Annotated in this window: 15 protein-coding genes and 1 pseudogene; 6 read left to right on the top strand and 10 right to left on the bottom strand. The window is 36.2% G+C overall.

All coding sequences use genetic code 11. The features are described from left to right. Positions 1–179 precede the first annotated feature (179 nt). From ACXVYO_RS03940 to ACXVYO_RS03930, 3 genes are all read left to right on the top strand, one after another. On the top strand, positions 180–578 hold the full coding sequence (locus ACXVYO_RS03940) for a globin domain-containing protein (protein ID WP_000043382.1): 399 nt from the start codon (positions 180–182) through the stop codon (positions 576–578). Then, positions 578–1,471 carry a ClpXP adapter SpxH family protein gene (locus tag ACXVYO_RS03935; protein WP_000360655.1) on the top strand — a complete coding sequence of 298 codons (894 nt, stop codon included), beginning with the start codon at positions 578–580 and terminating at the stop codon, positions 1,469–1,471. Before ACXVYO_RS03940 ends, ACXVYO_RS03935 begins: the two co-directional genes overlap by 1 nt. Before the next feature lie 230 nt (positions 1,472–1,701). Beyond that, positions 1,702–1,875: a hypothetical protein gene (locus tag ACXVYO_RS03930; protein WP_002051510.1), complete on the top strand. Its 174-nt coding sequence runs from the start codon at positions 1,702–1,704 to the stop codon at positions 1,873–1,875. Positions 1,876–2,002: 127 nt separating this feature from the next. Here the strand turns inward: ACXVYO_RS03930 and pepF are convergent, their stop codons facing one another. The 4 genes and pseudogenes from pepF to mecA all read right to left on the bottom strand — a co-directional run bounded on the left by pepF (position 2,003) and on the right by mecA (position 7,492). Then, on the bottom strand, positions 2,003–3,829 hold the full coding sequence (gene pepF, locus ACXVYO_RS03925) for an oligoendopeptidase F (RefSeq protein ID WP_458466086.1): 1,827 nt from the start codon (positions 3,827–3,829) through the stop codon (positions 2,003–2,005). Positions 3,830–3,879: 50 nt separating this feature from the next. Beyond that, positions 3,880–5,111 (bottom strand): annotated as a pseudogene (locus ACXVYO_RS03920) (competence protein CoiA). Between the two features lie 80 nt (positions 5,112–5,191). Continuing rightward, positions 5,192–6,736, bottom strand: a complete 1,545-nt coding sequence (locus tag ACXVYO_RS03915) for a cardiolipin synthase (RefSeq protein WP_458466085.1) — start codon at positions 6,734–6,736, stop codon at positions 5,192–5,194. A 72-nt stretch (positions 6,737–6,808) separates the two neighbouring features. After that, positions 6,809–7,492, bottom strand: coding sequence for an adaptor protein MecA (gene mecA / locus ACXVYO_RS03910; protein WP_000350711.1), 684 nt, complete (start codon positions 7,490–7,492; stop codon positions 6,809–6,811). 342 nt (positions 7,493–7,834) lie between these two features. Here mecA and ACXVYO_RS03905 point away from each other — a divergent pair, with 342 nt between their 5' ends. Beyond that, positions 7,835–8,509 (top strand): TerC family protein, encoded by a 675-nt coding sequence (locus ACXVYO_RS03905; RefSeq protein WP_458466084.1) that lies wholly within the window; start codon positions 7,835–7,837, stop codon positions 8,507–8,509. A 49-nt stretch (positions 8,510–8,558) separates the two neighbouring features. Here the strand turns inward: ACXVYO_RS03905 and spx are convergent, their stop codons facing one another. After that, positions 8,559–8,954 (bottom strand): transcriptional regulator Spx, encoded by a 396-nt coding sequence (spx, locus tag ACXVYO_RS03900; protein WP_000258267.1) that lies wholly within the window; start codon positions 8,952–8,954, stop codon positions 8,559–8,561. A 593-nt stretch (positions 8,955–9,547) separates the two neighbouring features. Here spx and ACXVYO_RS03895 point away from each other — a divergent pair. Further along, positions 9,548–9,751 carry a hypothetical protein gene (locus ACXVYO_RS03895; protein WP_000559978.1) on the top strand — a complete coding sequence of 68 codons (204 nt, stop codon included), beginning with the start codon at positions 9,548–9,550 and terminating at the stop codon, positions 9,749–9,751. 29 nt (positions 9,752–9,780) lie between these two features. Here the strand turns inward: ACXVYO_RS03895 and ACXVYO_RS03890 are convergent, their stop codons facing one another. After that, positions 9,781–11,427 carry a peptide ABC transporter substrate-binding protein gene (locus ACXVYO_RS03890; RefSeq protein ID WP_458466083.1) on the bottom strand — a complete coding sequence of 549 codons (1,647 nt, stop codon included), beginning with the start codon at positions 11,425–11,427 and terminating at the stop codon, positions 9,781–9,783. Positions 11,428–11,779: 352 nt separating this feature from the next. On the opposite strand from ACXVYO_RS03890, the gene ACXVYO_RS03885 reads away from it, so the two are divergent. Further along, entirely contained in the window at positions 11,780–13,225 is a 1,446-nt protein-coding gene (locus tag ACXVYO_RS03885; RefSeq protein WP_458466082.1) for an MATE family efflux transporter, read from the top strand. Between the two features lie 109 nt (positions 13,226–13,334). On the opposite strand, the gene ACXVYO_RS03880 is transcribed toward ACXVYO_RS03885, so the two are convergent. From ACXVYO_RS03880 to opp3b, 4 genes are read right to left on the bottom strand one after another with little or no spacing between them, the layout of a single operon-like run. Then, positions 13,335–14,270, bottom strand: a complete 936-nt coding sequence (locus ACXVYO_RS03880; RefSeq protein WP_000166352.1) for an ABC transporter ATP-binding protein — start codon at positions 14,268–14,270, stop codon at positions 13,335–13,337. Next, positions 14,263–15,306, bottom strand: a complete 1,044-nt coding sequence (locus ACXVYO_RS03875) for an ABC transporter ATP-binding protein (protein WP_000854348.1) — start codon at positions 15,304–15,306, stop codon at positions 14,263–14,265. The genes ACXVYO_RS03880 and ACXVYO_RS03875 overlap by 8 nt, the downstream gene beginning before the upstream one ends. A gap of 18 nt (positions 15,307–15,324) precedes the next feature. Beyond that, complete coding sequence (opp3C, locus tag ACXVYO_RS03870) at positions 15,325–16,341, bottom strand: oligopeptide ABC transporter permease (protein ID WP_063260237.1); 1,017 nt, start codon at positions 16,339–16,341, stop codon at positions 15,325–15,327. Beyond that, positions 16,338–17,267, bottom strand: a complete 930-nt coding sequence (opp3b, locus tag ACXVYO_RS03865; protein WP_063260236.1) for an oligopeptide ABC transporter permease — start codon at positions 17,265–17,267, stop codon at positions 16,338–16,340. The genes opp3C and opp3b overlap by 4 nt, the downstream gene beginning before the upstream one ends. Positions 17,268–17,363 lie beyond the last annotated feature (96 nt).

Raw genomic sequence — 17,363 nt, 5'->3', positions numbered from 1 at the left:
GTGAAAATTCCACTAGTGAATACGTTCTACTAGTGGATATATCTCACTTTTTAACAGTAAAAGATTCTTTTACATCTGTAGAATAAGCAAAGAACGTTATGAAGGCTATTTATTTGCCCTCTGGAACATTCCATTGCTACAATAGATATACATTTCATGGAAAAAGGAGTTTATAAAGGATGAGCAAGCAACCGATGACACCATTTGAAGCAATTGGCGGTGAACAATGCATTGCAATATTAGTAGATACATTTTATTCCTATGTCAGTAAACACCCTGACCTATCTCCCATCTTCCCGGATGATTTAACAGAAACCGCTAGGAAGCAGAAACAATTTTTAACGCAATATTTAGGTGGTCCTAATTTGTACACTGAAGAACATGGTCATCCTATGTTAAGAGCACGCCATCTTCCGTTTGAGATTACTCCAAAACGAGCAGAGGCTTGGCTATCATGTATGGAGCAAGCAATGGATGATACAGGAGTGCACGGTCATATAAGAGAGTTCGTTTTTGAACGTTTAGCATTAACTGCTCAGCATATGGTTAATACTCCAAATGAAACAGGTGAAGTGTAATGGATAAGCAGGAAGCAAAGCATATAAATATGCCATCTCCTTCCGCATGTGAGCATAAGTCTGTAGAAGCATATTTATTTATTGATCCACTTTGTAAAGATTGCTGGGAAATTGAGCCCTTTATTATTAAACTATGGCTTGAATACGGGAAATACTTCTCTATTCGTCATATCGTAACAGGAAAAGTGGACGGAACGAACGCTTCCTCACACAAATGGAATAAACCTGCTAATATTCGATTTGTGTGGGAAAAGACAACAAGTTTACAAGGTTTTTCATGTGATGGAAAGGTACATATGCAAGAGGCATCGTCAACACCATATTTAGTTTCGATGGCAATTAAGGCAGCGGAGCTGCAGGGCCGAAAAGCAGGTTCGAAGTTTTTGCGAAAACTCCAAGAATACATTTTCCTTGAAAATGTATCAAACCCTGACTGCGAATTATTACTTGCATGTGCAAGAGATAGCGGTATTGATGTAGAAGAATTTAAAAAAGACCTACATTCCACTAGCGCAAAAAAAGCTTTCCAATGTGACTTAAAATTCACAAATGAGATGCATATTACAGAAATACCTTCTCTCGTATTTTTTCATGCGAATTCAGATGAAGAAGGTATTAAAATCGCTGGAACTTATTCCTACGACGTATACGTACAATTATTGAAAGAACTGGTAAAATGTGAAATTGAGCCAGAACCATTACCACCTTTAGAAGTGTTATTAGAAGCAACGCAATTTATATCTTCAAAAGAAGTAGCATTTATATATGACTGCTCGCAACAAGAAATCGAGCGCGAACTGAAAAAATTACAACTGAAACGAAAAGTACAAATGATTGACGTAAAATGTGAACGCTATTGGAAATGGATAGCAAAAGAAAAAGACCTGGTGTAAAACACCAGGTCTTCTTCTTTACGGCTTATAAAAATATTAAAGGGGATGGGAGAAATTTTCACGTTCAAACAAAGGGGTATATGTTTGTATGTGAATTCGTTCACGCTTATTATATTACAAGATTCGACGTCAGATGACAACCCCTTTTGTCGAATTTCACACTTTTGTCACATTCTAAACGTTTTCATTTCTGAATAAGCTATAAAAAAGCTATTTTGGAGGTGTTCTGTATGAAAAAAACGTATATTTTACTTATCATTCTAGCTGTCATCGTTTCTTTTTTCTTGTACATCCTCTCTCTACTACAAGCTTTTCCTAAAATTATTGCCTTCCCTCTTTTATTTGGAGTCATTGTCATCGCTCTCTCTTATTTCAACCATAAAAAACGATTTAAAGGGTTTTAACTACAAAAAAAATCGTAAAACTGCCTTCTAATTTAGAAAAAAGAAGGCAATTCACTTTATTTTTTCGACAAATATCGACAAAAATATTTAAAATAGAAAAGACGAGGTAAATTCCTCGTCTTTTCTATTACTTCTCTTCAAATAATAATGCTTCTAATTCATTTAATTTCTCTTCAAATACTTGCAATGCTTCTTTTACTGGTTCTGGAGATGCCATATCTACTCCAGCTTTTTTCAGCACTTCAATTGGATAATCTGAGCTTCCTGCTTTTAAGAACTCATTAATGTAACGTTCTACTGCTGGTTGCCCCTCTTCTAAAATTTGTTTAGATAGAGCTGTTGCTGCACTAAATCCTGTTGCGTATTGGTATACGTAATAGTTGTAGTAGAAGTGCGGAATACGAGACCACTCTAAACCAATTTCTTCATCGATTACTAAAGCATCACCGAAATATTTCTTATTTAAATCATAGTAGATCTCCGTTAACATGTCTGGCGTAACCGCATGTCCCTCTTGTACTTTCTTATGAATAATATGCTCAAACTCTGCGAACATCGTTTGACGGAATACAGTACCACGGAATCCTTCTAAATAATGATTTAATAGGTATAGACGCTCTTTCTTATCTTCTGTCGTTTTTAATAAATAATCGTTTAGAAGCGCTTCATTACAAGTTGATGCTACTTCTGCAACGAAGATTGAATAATCACCGTATACGTGCGGCTGCGTTTTTCTTGTGTAGTAACTATGCACGGAATGACCGAACTCATGAGCAAGTGTATATAAATTATTTACATTATCATGCCAGTTCATTAAAATATACGGATTTGTTCCATATGCACCAGATGAATATGCTCCGCTTCGTTTTCCTTTATTCTCATACACATCTACCCAGCGATTTTCATATGCTTCTTTTAAAATTTCAACATACTCATCACCAAGTACATTTAAAGACTTTAATAACATGTCTTGTGCTTCTTCATACTTCACGTTCATTTTCACTTCTGGTACAAGTGGTGTATATAAATCATACATATGAAGCTCATCAAGCCCTAGTGCACGCTTACGAATATCAATGTAACGATGTAGCAAGTGTAAATTATCATTTACAGATTCAACAAGTTGATCATACACAGCTTCAGGAATATTATTATTACTTAATGCCGCTTGACGTGCAGAATCGTATTTACGAACACGTGCATTGAAATTATTACGTTTCACAGCCCCGCTTAACGTACTTGCAAATGTATTCTTATATTTTCCGTACGTTTCATATACAGCTTTGAATGCGTCTTCACGCACACGGCGATCATCACTTTCTAAAAACTGAATGTAACGACCATGTGTAATTTCTACTTCTTCTCCATCCTCACCTTTAATAGATGGGAATTTCAAATCCGCATTATTCAACATACCAAATGTATTACTTGATGCACTCATTACTTCAGATGCTTCTGCTAATAGAGCCTCTTCCGCTTCAGATAATACGTGCGGGCGTTGACGCGTAATTTCTTCTAATGCATGTTCATATACACTTAGGTCTCTATTTTCTTTCAAGAATGTTTGCAGTGTATCTTCTGAAATCGATAAAATTTCAGGCACAATATATGCTGTGCTACTAGATACTTGTGAATATAAATTTGTCGCGCGATCGTTTAACGCTTGATACACAGAGTTTGTTGTATCTTGATCGTAACGCATATGTGCATATGTATATAGCTTACCTAATCGCATTGAAATTTCATCTTCATATTGTAATGCTTCAAGTAAATTGTTCGCAGAGTCACCAAGTTTCCCTTTAAATTCAGTTAACTTCGGTAATAGCTCTTTAATGGCTTGGAATTCTTTTTCCCATTCTGCATCTGTTTGGAAAATATCTTCTAATCGCCACGTACTTGATTCTTCAATCTCTTTGCGATCTGGTAATGTTTTTGCTGTGTTTTGTTCAGACATCCTTTAAGCCCTCCTTTAAATATCTCTACTTACATACAATTCGATTTTTCTTATGTAATTCCTTCACGATCAGTCTTTATTATATCCCCTTTTCCTTCTCTCATGTTGTACTTTGCCTCAAATAAAGATAAGGCATACGCTAAGCAAATTTCATCATATTTCATAAATTCCTCCTCTGTTTTCAGTATGACTACACCCCTTTTTTTCCGGTACTTATAAGTCCCCACTTTCTGCAATACACCTGCATAACATAGAAATGCCATATATTCAGTAACTGCTACTTTCCATATATGCTGAGAAAAGTACGGGAGCATACGCCTTTTCGTATACTTTTTCACATAACTACACGCATATTGAAGGGAAATATAATCGCCTACCGCAAGCTCGCCTATACACTTCATATATAGAAAAGCTTGCCATATAAATGGATTTGTTTGAAAAGCAAATGAGGACGGGAGCGGCACACCAATTTCAGAAGGAAAATTTGTTGGGGTACTAAGAGGCGTAATAGTGACTTATGATTGTAATTCCAAATCGATAGAGCATTTTGCCGAAAGTAGCTCTTTCGCTTTTTCCATTCCTCACCTAATGTTTCTTTTCGGAAAGAGACGGGAGAAAAGAGCATTTCAAAAGTAGTTGTATCAGTTGGCAAATGAAGAGTATGTGAGAAAGAGACGCTTGTAGAAAATAAAGTAATAAACGCGCATTTCATAAATGATTTTTGTTCCGGACAGAAAAAAATAAGAAATGGCTGAGGATAAGATTGTAAGGAGAAAGCCATAAGGGAGGAGAATTTTATCCAATATGCTGATTGCTTTTTCAATTGATTTCCACCAATAATCCAAATGACCTGTATACCAACTCGCCAATACGAATAGGTTCGTTTGTACAGCTGCTCTATAGAGAGATTGGCGCATTGGTACTCAATCGCGATTTTTCTCCCTGCTCTCTCTATGAAAATATCTGGTCTTTGCTGAATCTTTGGCAGATAGTGCTCTATATTTACATGAAAGTTTTGACGTTTGAACCACCTATATAACAATTCTTTACCGTGCATATGATACATAGATTCCGCTTCATAAAAGGCAAGACACGCGTCCATTTTCTTATGAGCAAAATGCCAACTTTTTTGTTTCCCTAATTTCATTTGCACTTCCTTCCCGCAAGCTATGCAAAAGAAGCTTTCTCTTTTACGCATACAATGTAAAAGCTCTTCATCATGATGATAGAGTAGATGGATTTTTTCTCCGTTTTCTCTTTTAGCAATAAACATCGGAATCACACCCTTTCAGCTCCTTATATTCTACAATTTATTACAAATTCCTTTTAAAAAAGAGATGTCCCAATTTCGGACATCTCTTTTTATAATAAAGGTGATAATAATCGATACGTCGATTCCACAATTCTTCTATGAAGACGCCTTTTATGAAAACGATCGACATGAATTTCACTTGATTCTTCTATATCCTCTTTAAAATCTTGAACGAGTTTTCGAATGCTGTCTGTATCATATAAAAAGGCATTTACTTCAAAGTTCAAATGAAAACTTCTCATATCCATATTAGCGGTTCCAATTGAAGCTAAATCAGAATCGACAATGACAACTTTACTATGAAGAAAACCTTTTTCGTATTCATATATCTTTACCCCTGCATCTAAAAGCTCCGGGAAGTACGATCTCGATGCGTAAAAGACGGTGCGCTTATCGGGCTTACTCGGCATTAATAAACGAACATCAATACCAGCAAGTGCAGCTACCTTTAATGCCGATAAAATATCATCATCTGGAATGAAATACGGCGTCGCAATCCAAATTGATTTCCGTGCAGAAGAAATCATGGCAAAATATAAATGTTTAATTGTTTCCCATTTATTATCGGGTCCACCTGCAACGAGCTGCACGCCTCCCCAATGATCCCCCTCAACTGCTTTCGCTTGTAAATATTCAGGGGCTAGCACAGCCTCACCAGTCATATAAAACCAATCTTGAAGGAAAATAAGTTGCAAGCTTTGAACAGCTTCACCACGCAAATATAAATGCGTGTCTCGCCAAAAGCCGAAGTACTTATCCTTCCCTAAATATTCATCACCGATATTCAATCCACCTACAAATCCTTCATTCCCATCAATAATAACGATTTTTCGGTGATTTCGATAATTAATCTTATCGTTTAAAATCGGAAAACGCACAGGGAAAAACGGAATCATTTCAACACCTGCGTCGTTTAATTCTTCAATATACGAATTGGATAATCTAAAACTTCCAACCGCATCATATAAAAAACGAACAACTACGCCTTCTTTTGATTTTTGTATTAAAATATCTTTAATTTCTGTTCCAAGCTTATCATCACGCACAATGTAATATTCCATATGAATGTGATGTTTCGCTCGTTTTAATCCATCTAAAATGGCCTGAAACGTTTCATCTCCATTTGTTAATGTTCTCGTTTCAGTTTGAAATGAAATATTTAAAGCGCCTAGACGATCCGCTAAACGAAATAAAAGCTCTTGATGCTTATGATTGCGCAAAATTTGTTCTTCGTAATCTTCATGCCCCTTATATTGTAAAAACGCTTGTTCATCGAGCAACGCTTTCTTTTGGAACATTCTCTTCCTCCGAAAGTTCTGTCCGAATAATAAATAAGCGAAGAATCCAAATACCGGAAAAATACCTAACACAATGAGCCATGTAAGTGTTTTTGACGGATGACGGTTCTCTAAGAAAATCACGCAGCCAATTAAAAATGCAGATACTGTAAATAAAATACTAATAATACCTAGAATCGACACATCTTTTATCCCAATTACATCCGAATAAAATGCTACATCAATAAACATACGTAACGAAACAAATAATGCGAACAATAGTAAAACAAAGAAAATCAACTTTAACGTATTCTTCATCTCTTACCTCCTTACTAAGAAAGCTTTCCTATTCTTCATATAAAAAGCCGATTTCATACTACAGAAATCGGCCTACGTTTTAGCAGGAAAATTATTGCGAATTGTTTCAAGCGCATGCTCTTTCACAATTTGTTTCCCATACTCACTTACACGATGAATTGTTAAAGTTGATTCTTCTCCGTACTCTAAAACAATACTTAAAATACGATCAATTTCTTCTTCATCATGTAGCACTTCATCGAATTCCACATATACATAATAGCGGTTCTCAAATGAATACAGCTCATCTTTTATATCTTCAAAGATAAGACGGTGGCTTAATGAAATGACATCTTCAAAATCATTAAACTTAATTAAAAAGCCAAACGTACCATCTTCGTTAAAGTTTGTTCCTGCTTGCTCTTCTACCTCTTCCACTAATTCTTGCTGGAATAATGATTCAATGCCTTCATCTAGAGGAATGTCTATAATTTTATCTACACCTATTGGTAGTTCTAACTTTTGTCCATCCTTTGAAAGTTCTGCTTTCGTTACAAGTACTTCAATCCCTTTATCGACTGCTTGCACTTGAATCCATAACGGCCCATCAATAAAGAAATCGTCATGATCACGAGCTTCGTCCATCATCTCCCAAAAGAGCTCTTCACTTCGTTCGCGATCGTACCAAATCTCTTCACGATTAAACCCTCTGTCCTCTATATCAATGTACGTAATAAAAAATTTCATCGTATGGTCATTAATTCTTTCAATATCCAAAATACAACTCTCCCTTCCTGTTTGGAATTGTTATGAAGGGATTCCCCACTCATATGACAAATCAATAGATTCTTGTACTCTCATTTTATGATAAGATTCTCCAGAATGGAAATAAAATCGATTTATTTTACAAAAATAGTTATATGCCTATCTTTATTCGATTGTCTACACAAATATATCATTATAGCGATTTCTTACTCACAAAAAATTTGGACATACATTTCCACCTTCCCCCGTACACTGTAATAAAGTGAAACTTTTATTAGAGAAGATGATTTAGTCTCTCTCTTCACCACATACATATAGTTCGCTTATTAAAACATCATAAATGGAGGCAGACGAATGGACTTAGAGTTTTTAACATCTGTACTAATGATTGTCGGTATCGATGTTGTATTAGGTGGTGACAATGCAATCGTTATCGCACTAGCTAGTCGAAATTTACCTGAACCGAAACGAAATAAAGCCATTTTGATTGGTACTCTTTTAGCAATCGTACTAAGAATTATCCTTACTATACTAGCTGTCTATTTACTCGACATTCCATTTCTGCAACTTATCGGAGGCGTTTTACTTACATTAATTGCAGTAAATTTACTAACTGATAATAGCAACGATCTTTCTGCTATTCAGGGGAAAACAACTTTATTTCAAGCTGTGCGTACCATTGTATTCGCGGATCTCGTTATGGGGTTTGACAATGTTATTGCTATTGCAGGTGCAGCTCACGGAAGATTTTTACTCGTAATAATCGGATTACTCATTTCTATCCCGATTATTATTTGGGGCAGCAAACTCATTTTAATACTTATGGAACGCTTTCCATTCCTCATTTATTGCGGGGCAGCGATTCTCGCCTATACAGCCGGAAAAATGGTCACTCATGAAGACCGACTTGCAACCTTTTTTCATAACAACCCAAGTTTCACTGCAAGTATTCCTTACTTATTTATTTTCACCATTTTATGCATCGGTATTATCGTGCAACAAGTTCGATTACGGAATGTGAAACATTAAAAAAAACCTTCTACTATATAATAAGTAGAAGGTTTTCATATTATTATAATTAATTTACAAGACGCTGTGCTTCACGTAATTGGAACGTTCTTACTGTACGTGGTAAGAAACGGCGGATTTCGTCTTCATTGTAACCTACTTGAAGGCGTTTCTCGTCAATCATAATTGGACGACGTAAAATCCCTGGATAGTCACGAATCATCTTATATAAATCTTGAAGTGGTAAAGACTCTAAGTTTACATTTAATTCTTGGAAAACTTTCGAACGAGTAGAAATAATCTCATCCGTTCCGCTTTCTGTCATACGTAAAATCTCTTTAATTTCCTCAATCGTTAATGGATCTGAGAAAATATTACGTTCTGTATAAGGAATATGATTTTCCTCTAGCCATAATTTCGCCTTTCTACAAGACGTACAGCTTGGAGAACTATATAATGTTACCATACAAAGCTCACTCTCCTTAAAGAGTACAAATTCTGTACTAATTACAGTTTAAATTTCTAAATTCAGCAATTTTTTTGCGATACCTTGTCTTAAAACAAAGTGCAAAAATCGCATTTCATGTAAGCAACAACTTTTAGTAAACAACAATTACTTTTAATAAGTAACTTCTATAATCATTATACAATAGATTTTGCAAGAAATATACAGTAAATTTCCTTCTAATTGAGAAAACTCTTCCGTGTATTCCACTGCTATGTAACATGACCACACTCGCTTCAGCTGTACTTTAACAATACCTCCAACCCTCTTAACGCTTGCTTTTCATAAATTATTCATATGATATATAGTTATTTTCCCAGAATCTTTCCTATAAAAAAGAGAACGTTTTCTTACCTTTTCTTGATAAATCAATTAAGAAATGTAAGACTATACAATTGAGAACGAAAAGGAACGTTTGTTCTTATTTTAACAAACATTCTCCTTCATGTCTATACGATTTCTAAAATAAATCAATGATTTTTCTGACATTTCTTTCTTTTTTACCTTTTATCTCATACAATAAAAATACAGACAGGCAAAGGGGGAATTTGCAAATGATTGCTTTTTTTATTGATTTTGTCACGGTTGCTGCCCTCATCATCGGAATAACAGCATTGATTGGTGTCATTACAAATAGCATTGGTGAAAAACTCTTTGGTGGAAAAGAAAAGATGAAGTTTGTTAATAAAAGTTTGGATGTGCAATCCGGCTGGAATCAAGTTGGTGGGAAAGGTATTTATAAGAAACGTACGTATTAAAAAAAAGCAGGCAATCACCTGCTTTTTTCTTATTTCTCTACTGACGCCCATTTAAAGCTTAAATCGCCGCCATATTTATGGTTGTACATATTTTTAATTGATTCTCTTTGTATATATGCTCTACCACGTTGATATACTGGAACAATCGCAGCGTCATCAAGTAACATTTTCTCTGCTTCTAGCAATTTTTTCCAACGAGCATTTACATCGCTTCCATCTTTTTTCGCTTTCATGATGATCTCATCATATTTCGGATTAGAATATTTCATTTTATTTTGTGATCCGTCAGTTACAAACATATCAAGATATGTAATTGGATCTGGGAAGTCCGCACTCCATCCAGAGAATGACATGACAAAATCGCCCGCATCTTCTAGTTTTAGTTTTTGCGCAAATGGTTGTTGTTTAATTTTCACTGTTAAACCTGGTAAATTCTTTTCTAATTCACCTTTTAAATATTCACCTGTTTTCTTCGATAATTCAACATCTTCATTTAATAACTCTAATTCGATTTCATTTTTACCAAGCTCTTTTTTACCAGCTTCCCAATATTTCTTCGCTTCTTTCACGTTTGGTTTTACAATATCTCCATTTACAGCACGGAAGTCTTTCTTATCTGGCCCTTTAATGAAGTTATCAGGAATTAATCCTGTTGCTGGCTTAGAACCGTTATTTAATAATGTATCAACGAACGGCTTACGTTCAAAAGCAAGTGAAATTGCTTTACGAATATTTTTATTCGCTAAAGCTGGGTCTTTTTGATTTAAACGAAGGAAGAATACAGATGTATCTTCTACTGTTTGGAAATCTGGTTTTCCTTTATATTTATCGATGAACTCTGCTAATAACGTCGCTCGATCGACTGCGTTTGTTTCATATAAATTAATTGGCGTAGACGTATCTTTTACAATATTAAAGTTTACTTCCTCAATCTTCACTTCTTTATTGTCCCAATATGACGCGCTCTTTGTCATTTTAAAGCTACGTTCATGTTGCCAATCACTTAATGTAAATGGTCCGTTATAAAGTGTTGTATTCGCTTCCAAACCAAACTTCGTACCTTGCTCTTTCACAAACTTTTCATTCATAGGATAGAAGATTGGATATACCATTAAATCTACAAGGTATGGAATTGAATTGTCTAATTCCACTTCTAATGTATGATCATCAATCGCTTTTACACCTAATTGATCCGGACTCATCTCTTTTTTATTAATTTTCTCTGCATTTTTTATATCATACATAATGTACGCTGATTTCGCAGCTGTATCTGGGTTAATTGCTCTTTGCCATGCGTATACGAAATCTTTCGCCGTCACAGGCTCACCATTTGACCATTTTGCGTCTTCACGTAATGTAAATGTATATTTTTTACCGTCTTCTGACTTTTTAAATTCCTTCGCTACACCAGGAACTAGCTTATCATCTTTTCCTAAACTGTATAAGCCTTCCATCGTATTAGTCATTACTCTTGAAGAAACCGCATCAGCTGATAACGCTGGATCCATCGTTGGAATTTCTTGCGTTTCAATTAAATTAATAACTTGCTTTGCACCGCTTTTCCCGCTATCCCCTTTTGCGTTCGCTTGCGGTTCATCTTTTTGGTAGCTACATGCCCCTAACATCATGCTCATCGCTACTGTTGATACTACAAAAACTGGCATCTTTTTTTTCATATTTCCACCCTCCACAAAAATGTTAGCCCTTTCATTTTCAAACAAATAGAAATATATATATGTTCTAATAATTCATATTATACACACAAATATATTTTTTGTATATTTATATTTCTATTTCATTAAAATTTTCTGTTAAAAAATAAACCTTTGTAAACGTTTCATATTGCTGATTATCCTTACTGAAGTGTTGAAAATAAGTGTTTTTATATTTTTCTAAATTATCAGAGAAAAATGAAATTTATATTTTATAATACTTTACGTATAATTATCCTTCTCTTTTGATCATAAAATAGCGCTCCCTTCATAATAAAAATATGTAGGCTAAAATGAGTGCAAAGGATAAGAAAGTATGTTACGATACACTTTGCTAAAAATAGATATCGGTAAAGAGGGGACGGACATGACAGCAATTCAAGCAAAAAACGGGCCGACAGAGAAATTAAGTTTATTCTTATTAACATGGCCTATTTTTCTAGAAGTTTTTCTATTTATGTTAATGGGGATCGCTGATACTTTCATGTTAAGTGCATTATCAGACGATGCTGTATCTGGGGTTGGTGCAGCGAATCAATACCTCCATATCGCTATTTTGGTACTAGAAGTCATCGGGAACGGCGCAGCTATCGTCGTATCTCAATACCTCGGTTCCAAACGTTTTATGGAAGCATCTAAAATATCAGCTTTAGCCGTCACATTAAATTTAGTGGTCGGACTCATTATAAGCGCTGGTTTTCTTTTATTTTCAAAACATATGATGATGGCAATGAACTTACAAGGCGATGTACTCATGTATGCGCAAAACTATTTATCCATCGTCGGAGGCGCTATTTTCCTTCAAGCTATTATTAATTCATTAGCTGCAATTATCCGCGTACACGGCTTCACAAAGCAAGCGATGTTTATTTCACTTGGAATGAATATTATTCATATCGCTGGAAACTACGTACTCATTTTTGGGAAATTTGGTTTCCCAGAGCTCGGTGTACAAGGGGCTGCCATTTCTTCTGCTGTCAGCAGATTAATCGCACTTATCGTTTTCTTCTGGTTACTGTACCGCGTTATGGAATACCGTGTGAAATTACAATATTACTTCACCTTATCAAAAGAATACATCGGGAAAATTTTAAAGATCGGGATTCCCTCTGCATTTGAGCAGGTTATGTATCAAGCTTGCCAAATTGTCTTCTTATACTATGCAACATACTTAGGAACGGAATCATTAGCGGCGAGACAATACGCTACGAATATTTCTATGTTCACTTATTTATTCGCGATTGCAATCGGTATGGGAACAGCCATTATTATCGGACGTCTCGTTGGTGGTGGTGAAAAAGACGAAGCGTATGAACGCGTATGGAAAAGTGTAAAGTGGGCAATTGGAGTCACTTTATGTATGGTCGCTCTCGTTATTACATTCCGTACACAATTAATGGGACTATTTACAGATAATCCGCACATTATTACCTTAGGTGCATCAGTTCTTTTACTAAGTGTACTACTTGAAACGGGACGTACGATGAACATCGTCATTATCAATTCACTTCGCGCAGCTGGTGATGCAAAGTACCCCGTTTTAATCGGCGCATTCTCTATGGTGTTAATGAGTTTACCACTCGGTTACTTCTTCGCCTTCCATTTAGATATGGGGCTCGTTGGTATTTGGCTAGCGATTGCTATTGATGAATGGACACGTGCCATCATTATGTTCTTCCGCTGGAAAAGTAGAGCGTGGGAACGTTATGCACTCGTTAAACCGGAAGAACAAGAAGAGAATGTTTCTGTTCAGGCACAGTAATACTCATTTAATCAAAATGCATGTATTCACTTACAAACAAATAGTAACAATAAAACTGTTTATATAGTAGAAAAAAGCCAATCTTCCATAACGGAAGATTGGCTTTTTATTATTGATAAATCTCTTTATATTTCTTATACTCTGCTTCAGAACATAATACGAAATGTCCTGGGCGAATTTCACGCATTGTTGGTGCTTCACTAGCATAATCATGCTGAGATGGATCGTATACGATACGTTTACGATTGCGCTCATAATCTGGATCTGGAAGCGGAATTGCTGATAATAGTGATTTCGTATATGGATGAATTGGATTCGCATATAACTCTTCACTTGTTGTTAGCTCAACGATTTGACCACGGTACATTACGCCGATTCGGTCACTAATGTATTTTACCATTGATAAATCATGGGCAATGAATAAGTATGTTAAACCTTTTTCTTTTTGTAACTTTTTCAGTAAGTTTACAACTTGCGCCTGGATTGAAACATCAAGTGCTGAGATTGGCTCATCGGCAATGATAAATTCCGGTTCTACAGCAAGTGCGCGAGCGATACCGATACGTTGACGTTGTCCACCTGAGAATTCATGCGGGAAACGGTTTGCGTGCTCTTTATTTAAACCAACTGTGATTAATAATTCATGAACACGGTCCATACGCTCTTTTTTGCCTTTTGCTAGTCCGTGAATATCAATACCTTCTGCAATAATATCCCCTACTGTCATACGAGGGTTTAATGATGCATATGGATCTTGGAAAATCATTTGCATTTTACGGTTGAACTTCTTCAGTTGTGCGCGTGATTTTTTACCATGTACATTTTCACCATCGAACAATACTTCACCAGCAGTTGCATCATATAAACGAATAATCGTTCTTCCAGTTGTCGATTTACCACAACCTGATTCTCCTACAAGACCAAATGTCTCTCCGCGGTAAATATCAAATGAAATATCATTAACCGCTTTGACAACACCACCACTCACGTCGAAGTGCTGCTTTACATTTTTTACTTCAATTAATTTCTCACGTTGTTTAGTCATGTTGTTCACCTGCTTTCATTTGAAGAATGCGTTTTTCAACAACTGCCGGCGGTCTTACTTCTGGAGCTTGCTCGTGAAGTAACCAAGTTGCCGCGTAGTGTGTATCACTTACTTTAAATAAAGGTGGGTCCATTTCAAAATCAATTTTCAGCGCCTGCGGGTTACGTGGTGCAAAAGCATCTCCCTTTGGCGGCTTTAATAAATCTGGAGGCGTTCCAGGGATTGCATATAACTCTTCTTCTGAACCATCTAAACTTGGCATAGATGCGATTAGGCCCCAAGTATACGGATGTTTTGGGTTGTAGAAAATTTCATCTACAGTTCCGATTTCAACAACTTTACCAGCGTACATAACTGCTACGCGGTCCGCAACGTTTGCCACTACACCTAAGTCATGCGTAATGAAAATGATTGCCGCTTCTGTTTTTTGCTGAATGTCTTTCATAAGCTCTAAAATTTGCGCCTGAATTGTAACATCTAGCGCTGTTGTCGGCTCATCGGCAATTAATAATTTCGGGTTACAAGCTAACGCCATCGCAATAACTACACGCTGTCTCATACCACCTGAGAATTGGTGAGGATATTGTTTTAAGCGCGCTTCTGGATTCGGAATACCTACAAGGTCGATTAATTCTAACGCAACTTTACGTGCATCTGCTTTACTCATCCCTTGGTGTTTAATAAGGCCTTCCATAATTTGATTTCCAATTGTCATCGTTGGGTTTAATGATGTCATTGGATCTTGGAAAATCATCGCGATATCTTTACCGCGCACTTGTTGCATTTCTTTTTCTGTTAATTTCGTTAAGTCACGACCTTCAAATACGATTTCACCGTTTTTAATACGTCCTGGAGGATTCGGAATTAATCCCATTAACGCTTTAGAAGTAACTGATTTACCAGAACCAGATTCTCCTACAATCGCTAATGTTTCTCCTTTTTTCAAATCAAAAGTAACACCGCGTACAGCTTGTACTTCACCTGCATGTGTATCAAAGGAGACTTGCAAATCTTTTACCTCTAGCAATGTTTTCATTTTTACTTCTCCCCTCTTTTACTTACGCATTTTTGGATCTAACGCGTCGCGTAATCCGTCTGCCATTAAGTTGAATGCTAAGATTAACATACTGATGACAACCGCAGGGATGAACATCATATGTGGATACGTTTGAATTGATTTATAACCATCATTTACAAGAGAACCAAGTGACGCAAATGGTGGCTGAATTCCTAAACCAATGAAACTTAAGAACGCTTCACCAAACACCGCTGATGGAATTGTAAACATTGTCATTACGATGATAGGTCCCATTACGTTTGGAATTAAATGTTTCACAATTAATTGTGTATTTGTTGCACCTAATGTACGAGATGCTAATACATATTCTTGGTTTTTTAACTTTAAGATTTGTCCACGAACAATCCGCGACATCCCTATCCAGCCTGTAATCGCCATTGCAAGTGTAATTGACCATATACCAGATCCCATAATGATTACCATTAAAATAACGATGATTAAGTATGGAATACCGTTAATAATCTCCATAACACGTTGCATAATATTATCTACTCTACCGCCATAGAACGCTGAAATACCTCCGTATGCAACCCCAATTACTAAGTCAATCGCCGCTGCTAAAAGAGCGATATATAACGATACACGCGTACCTTCCCATGTTCTTGTCCATAAATCGCGTCCAAGATCATCTGTACCAAACCAGAAATACTCTTTAATATCACGTTTTTCATATTGGTCAACACCATATTGATCTGTACCGTCAAATGGTAGCCAATGAACATTTTCAATAACAGGAATTTTCGGTGGTAATTTCGCACGACCTAAGTCTTGCTCTTTATACGAGTGTTTACTTACCATCGGCCCAAAAATTGCTAGTAATACAATAAGCGCTAATAAAACGAAACCTAACATTGCTCCTTTATGTTGGAACAAACGTCTTCTTACATCTTGCCAAAACGTTAAGCTTGGACGGGCAATGACTTCATTATCCACATTATTTTGATTGGCTTGTTGAAATAAATCTGGAGATAATTTTTGTACATCTTTCATCATTTTTTCCCTCCCGCTAAACGAATTCGAGGATCAATAATTCCGTATAAAATATCAACAATGAAAATAACTAAGATGAAAATCGCACTATAGAAAATTGTAGTTCCCATAATAACTGTATAGTCATTCACTGTAATAGATTTAACGAACTGTTCCCCTAGTCCTGGTACTGCATAAATTTGCTCGATAACGAGTGTTCCTGTAATTAATGCCGCAACCATTGGTCCTAAAATTGTTACAACTGGAATTAGCGCATTACGAAGTGCGTGTTTTACAATGATAACGCCTTGACTAATCCCTTTTGCTTTCGCTGTTAAAATGTAGTCAGCTTGCATAACTTCAATTAACTCTGCACGAGAGAAACGTGCGATTGTTGCGATAACTGCCATCGATAAAGCGATCGTAGGCATCACTGTAAACTCTGGCCCTTTCCAGAAGGCTACTGGGAACCAACCAAGTTTTACCCCTACGAAATATTGTAGTAATGCGGCGAATACGAACGATGGTACCGACATCCCGAGTACGGAAATAATTGTCGCCCCATAATCGACCCACGTATTGTTACGAAGTGCCGCAACGATTCCTAAAAGTAAACCGATAAATGTTCCTAATATAATCGCTTGTAAACCAAGTTGTGCTGATGGTCCAATGCGATCCACAATCATATCTGTTACTGGACGGTTATCATATTGGAATGATACCCCTAAATCACCTTTTGCTAAGTTACCTAAGTAACGTGCATATTGAACTGGTACTGGATCATTTAAACCATATTTTTCAAGAATGATTTCTTTTTGTGCCGGTGATAGTTTCTCCTGGTTTTTAAGCGGAGAACCCGGAAGTAATTTCATCAAAAAGAAAGTCAGTGTAGTAATTAAAAATAATGTCAAAGCCATGTACACGAAACGTTTTAATACATAACGTCCCATAGTCAAGCACCTCCCCGTTTTTCTCAAAAGCAATAAGATAGTTTAAAATATTCTTACTTTTATTTTTTTAAAATAAGAGCATATGCCCATCATAGG

The organism is Bacillus sp. BC08 (assembly GCF_054326875.1).
The sequence above is the reverse complement of the archived record's forward strand: the minus strand, read 5'-3'. Positions and strand labels throughout refer to the sequence as shown.

Excerpts from the sequence above, each read along its gene's own strand:
- ACXVYO_RS03930 (WP_002051510.1), top strand. The coding sequence starts at position 1,702 with ATGAAAAAAACGTATATTTTACTTATCATTCTAGCTGTCATCGTTTCT.
- ACXVYO_RS03895 (WP_000559978.1), top strand. The coding sequence starts at position 9,548 with ATGATTGCTTTTTTTATTGATTTTGTCACGGTTGCTGCCCTCATCATC.
- ACXVYO_RS03880 (WP_000166352.1), bottom strand. The coding sequence starts at position 14,270 with ATGACTAAACAACGTGAGAAATTAATTGAAGTAAAAAATGTAAAGCAG.
- ACXVYO_RS03905 (WP_458466084.1), top strand. The coding sequence starts at position 7,835 with ATGGACTTAGAGTTTTTAACATCTGTACTAATGATTGTCGGTATCGAT.
- ACXVYO_RS03890 (WP_458466083.1), bottom strand. The coding sequence starts at position 11,427 with ATGAAAAAAAAGATGCCAGTTTTTGTAGTATCAACAGTAGCGATGAGC.
- ACXVYO_RS03875 (WP_000854348.1), bottom strand. The coding sequence starts at position 15,306 with ATGAAAACATTGCTAGAGGTAAAAGATTTGCAAGTCTCCTTTGATACA.
- ACXVYO_RS03935 (WP_000360655.1), top strand. The coding sequence starts at position 578 with ATGGATAAGCAGGAAGCAAAGCATATAAATATGCCATCTCCTTCCGCA.
- pepF (WP_458466086.1), bottom strand. The coding sequence starts at position 3,829 with ATGTCTGAACAAAACACAGCAAAAACATTACCAGATCGCAAAGAGATT.
- spx (WP_000258267.1), bottom strand. The coding sequence starts at position 8,954 with ATGGTAACATTATATAGTTCTCCAAGCTGTACGTCTTGTAGAAAGGCG.
- opp3b (WP_063260236.1), bottom strand. The coding sequence starts at position 17,267 with ATGGGACGTTATGTATTAAAACGTTTCGTGTACATGGCTTTGACATTA.
- ACXVYO_RS03885 (WP_458466082.1), top strand. The coding sequence starts at position 11,780 with ATGTTACGATACACTTTGCTAAAAATAGATATCGGTAAAGAGGGGACG.
- opp3C (WP_063260237.1), bottom strand. The coding sequence starts at position 16,341 with ATGATGAAAGATGTACAAAAATTATCTCCAGATTTATTTCAACAAGCC.
- ACXVYO_RS03915 (WP_458466085.1), bottom strand. The coding sequence starts at position 6,736 with ATGAAGAATACGTTAAAGTTGATTTTCTTTGTTTTACTATTGTTCGCA.
- ACXVYO_RS03940 (WP_000043382.1), top strand. The coding sequence starts at position 180 with ATGAGCAAGCAACCGATGACACCATTTGAAGCAATTGGCGGTGAACAA.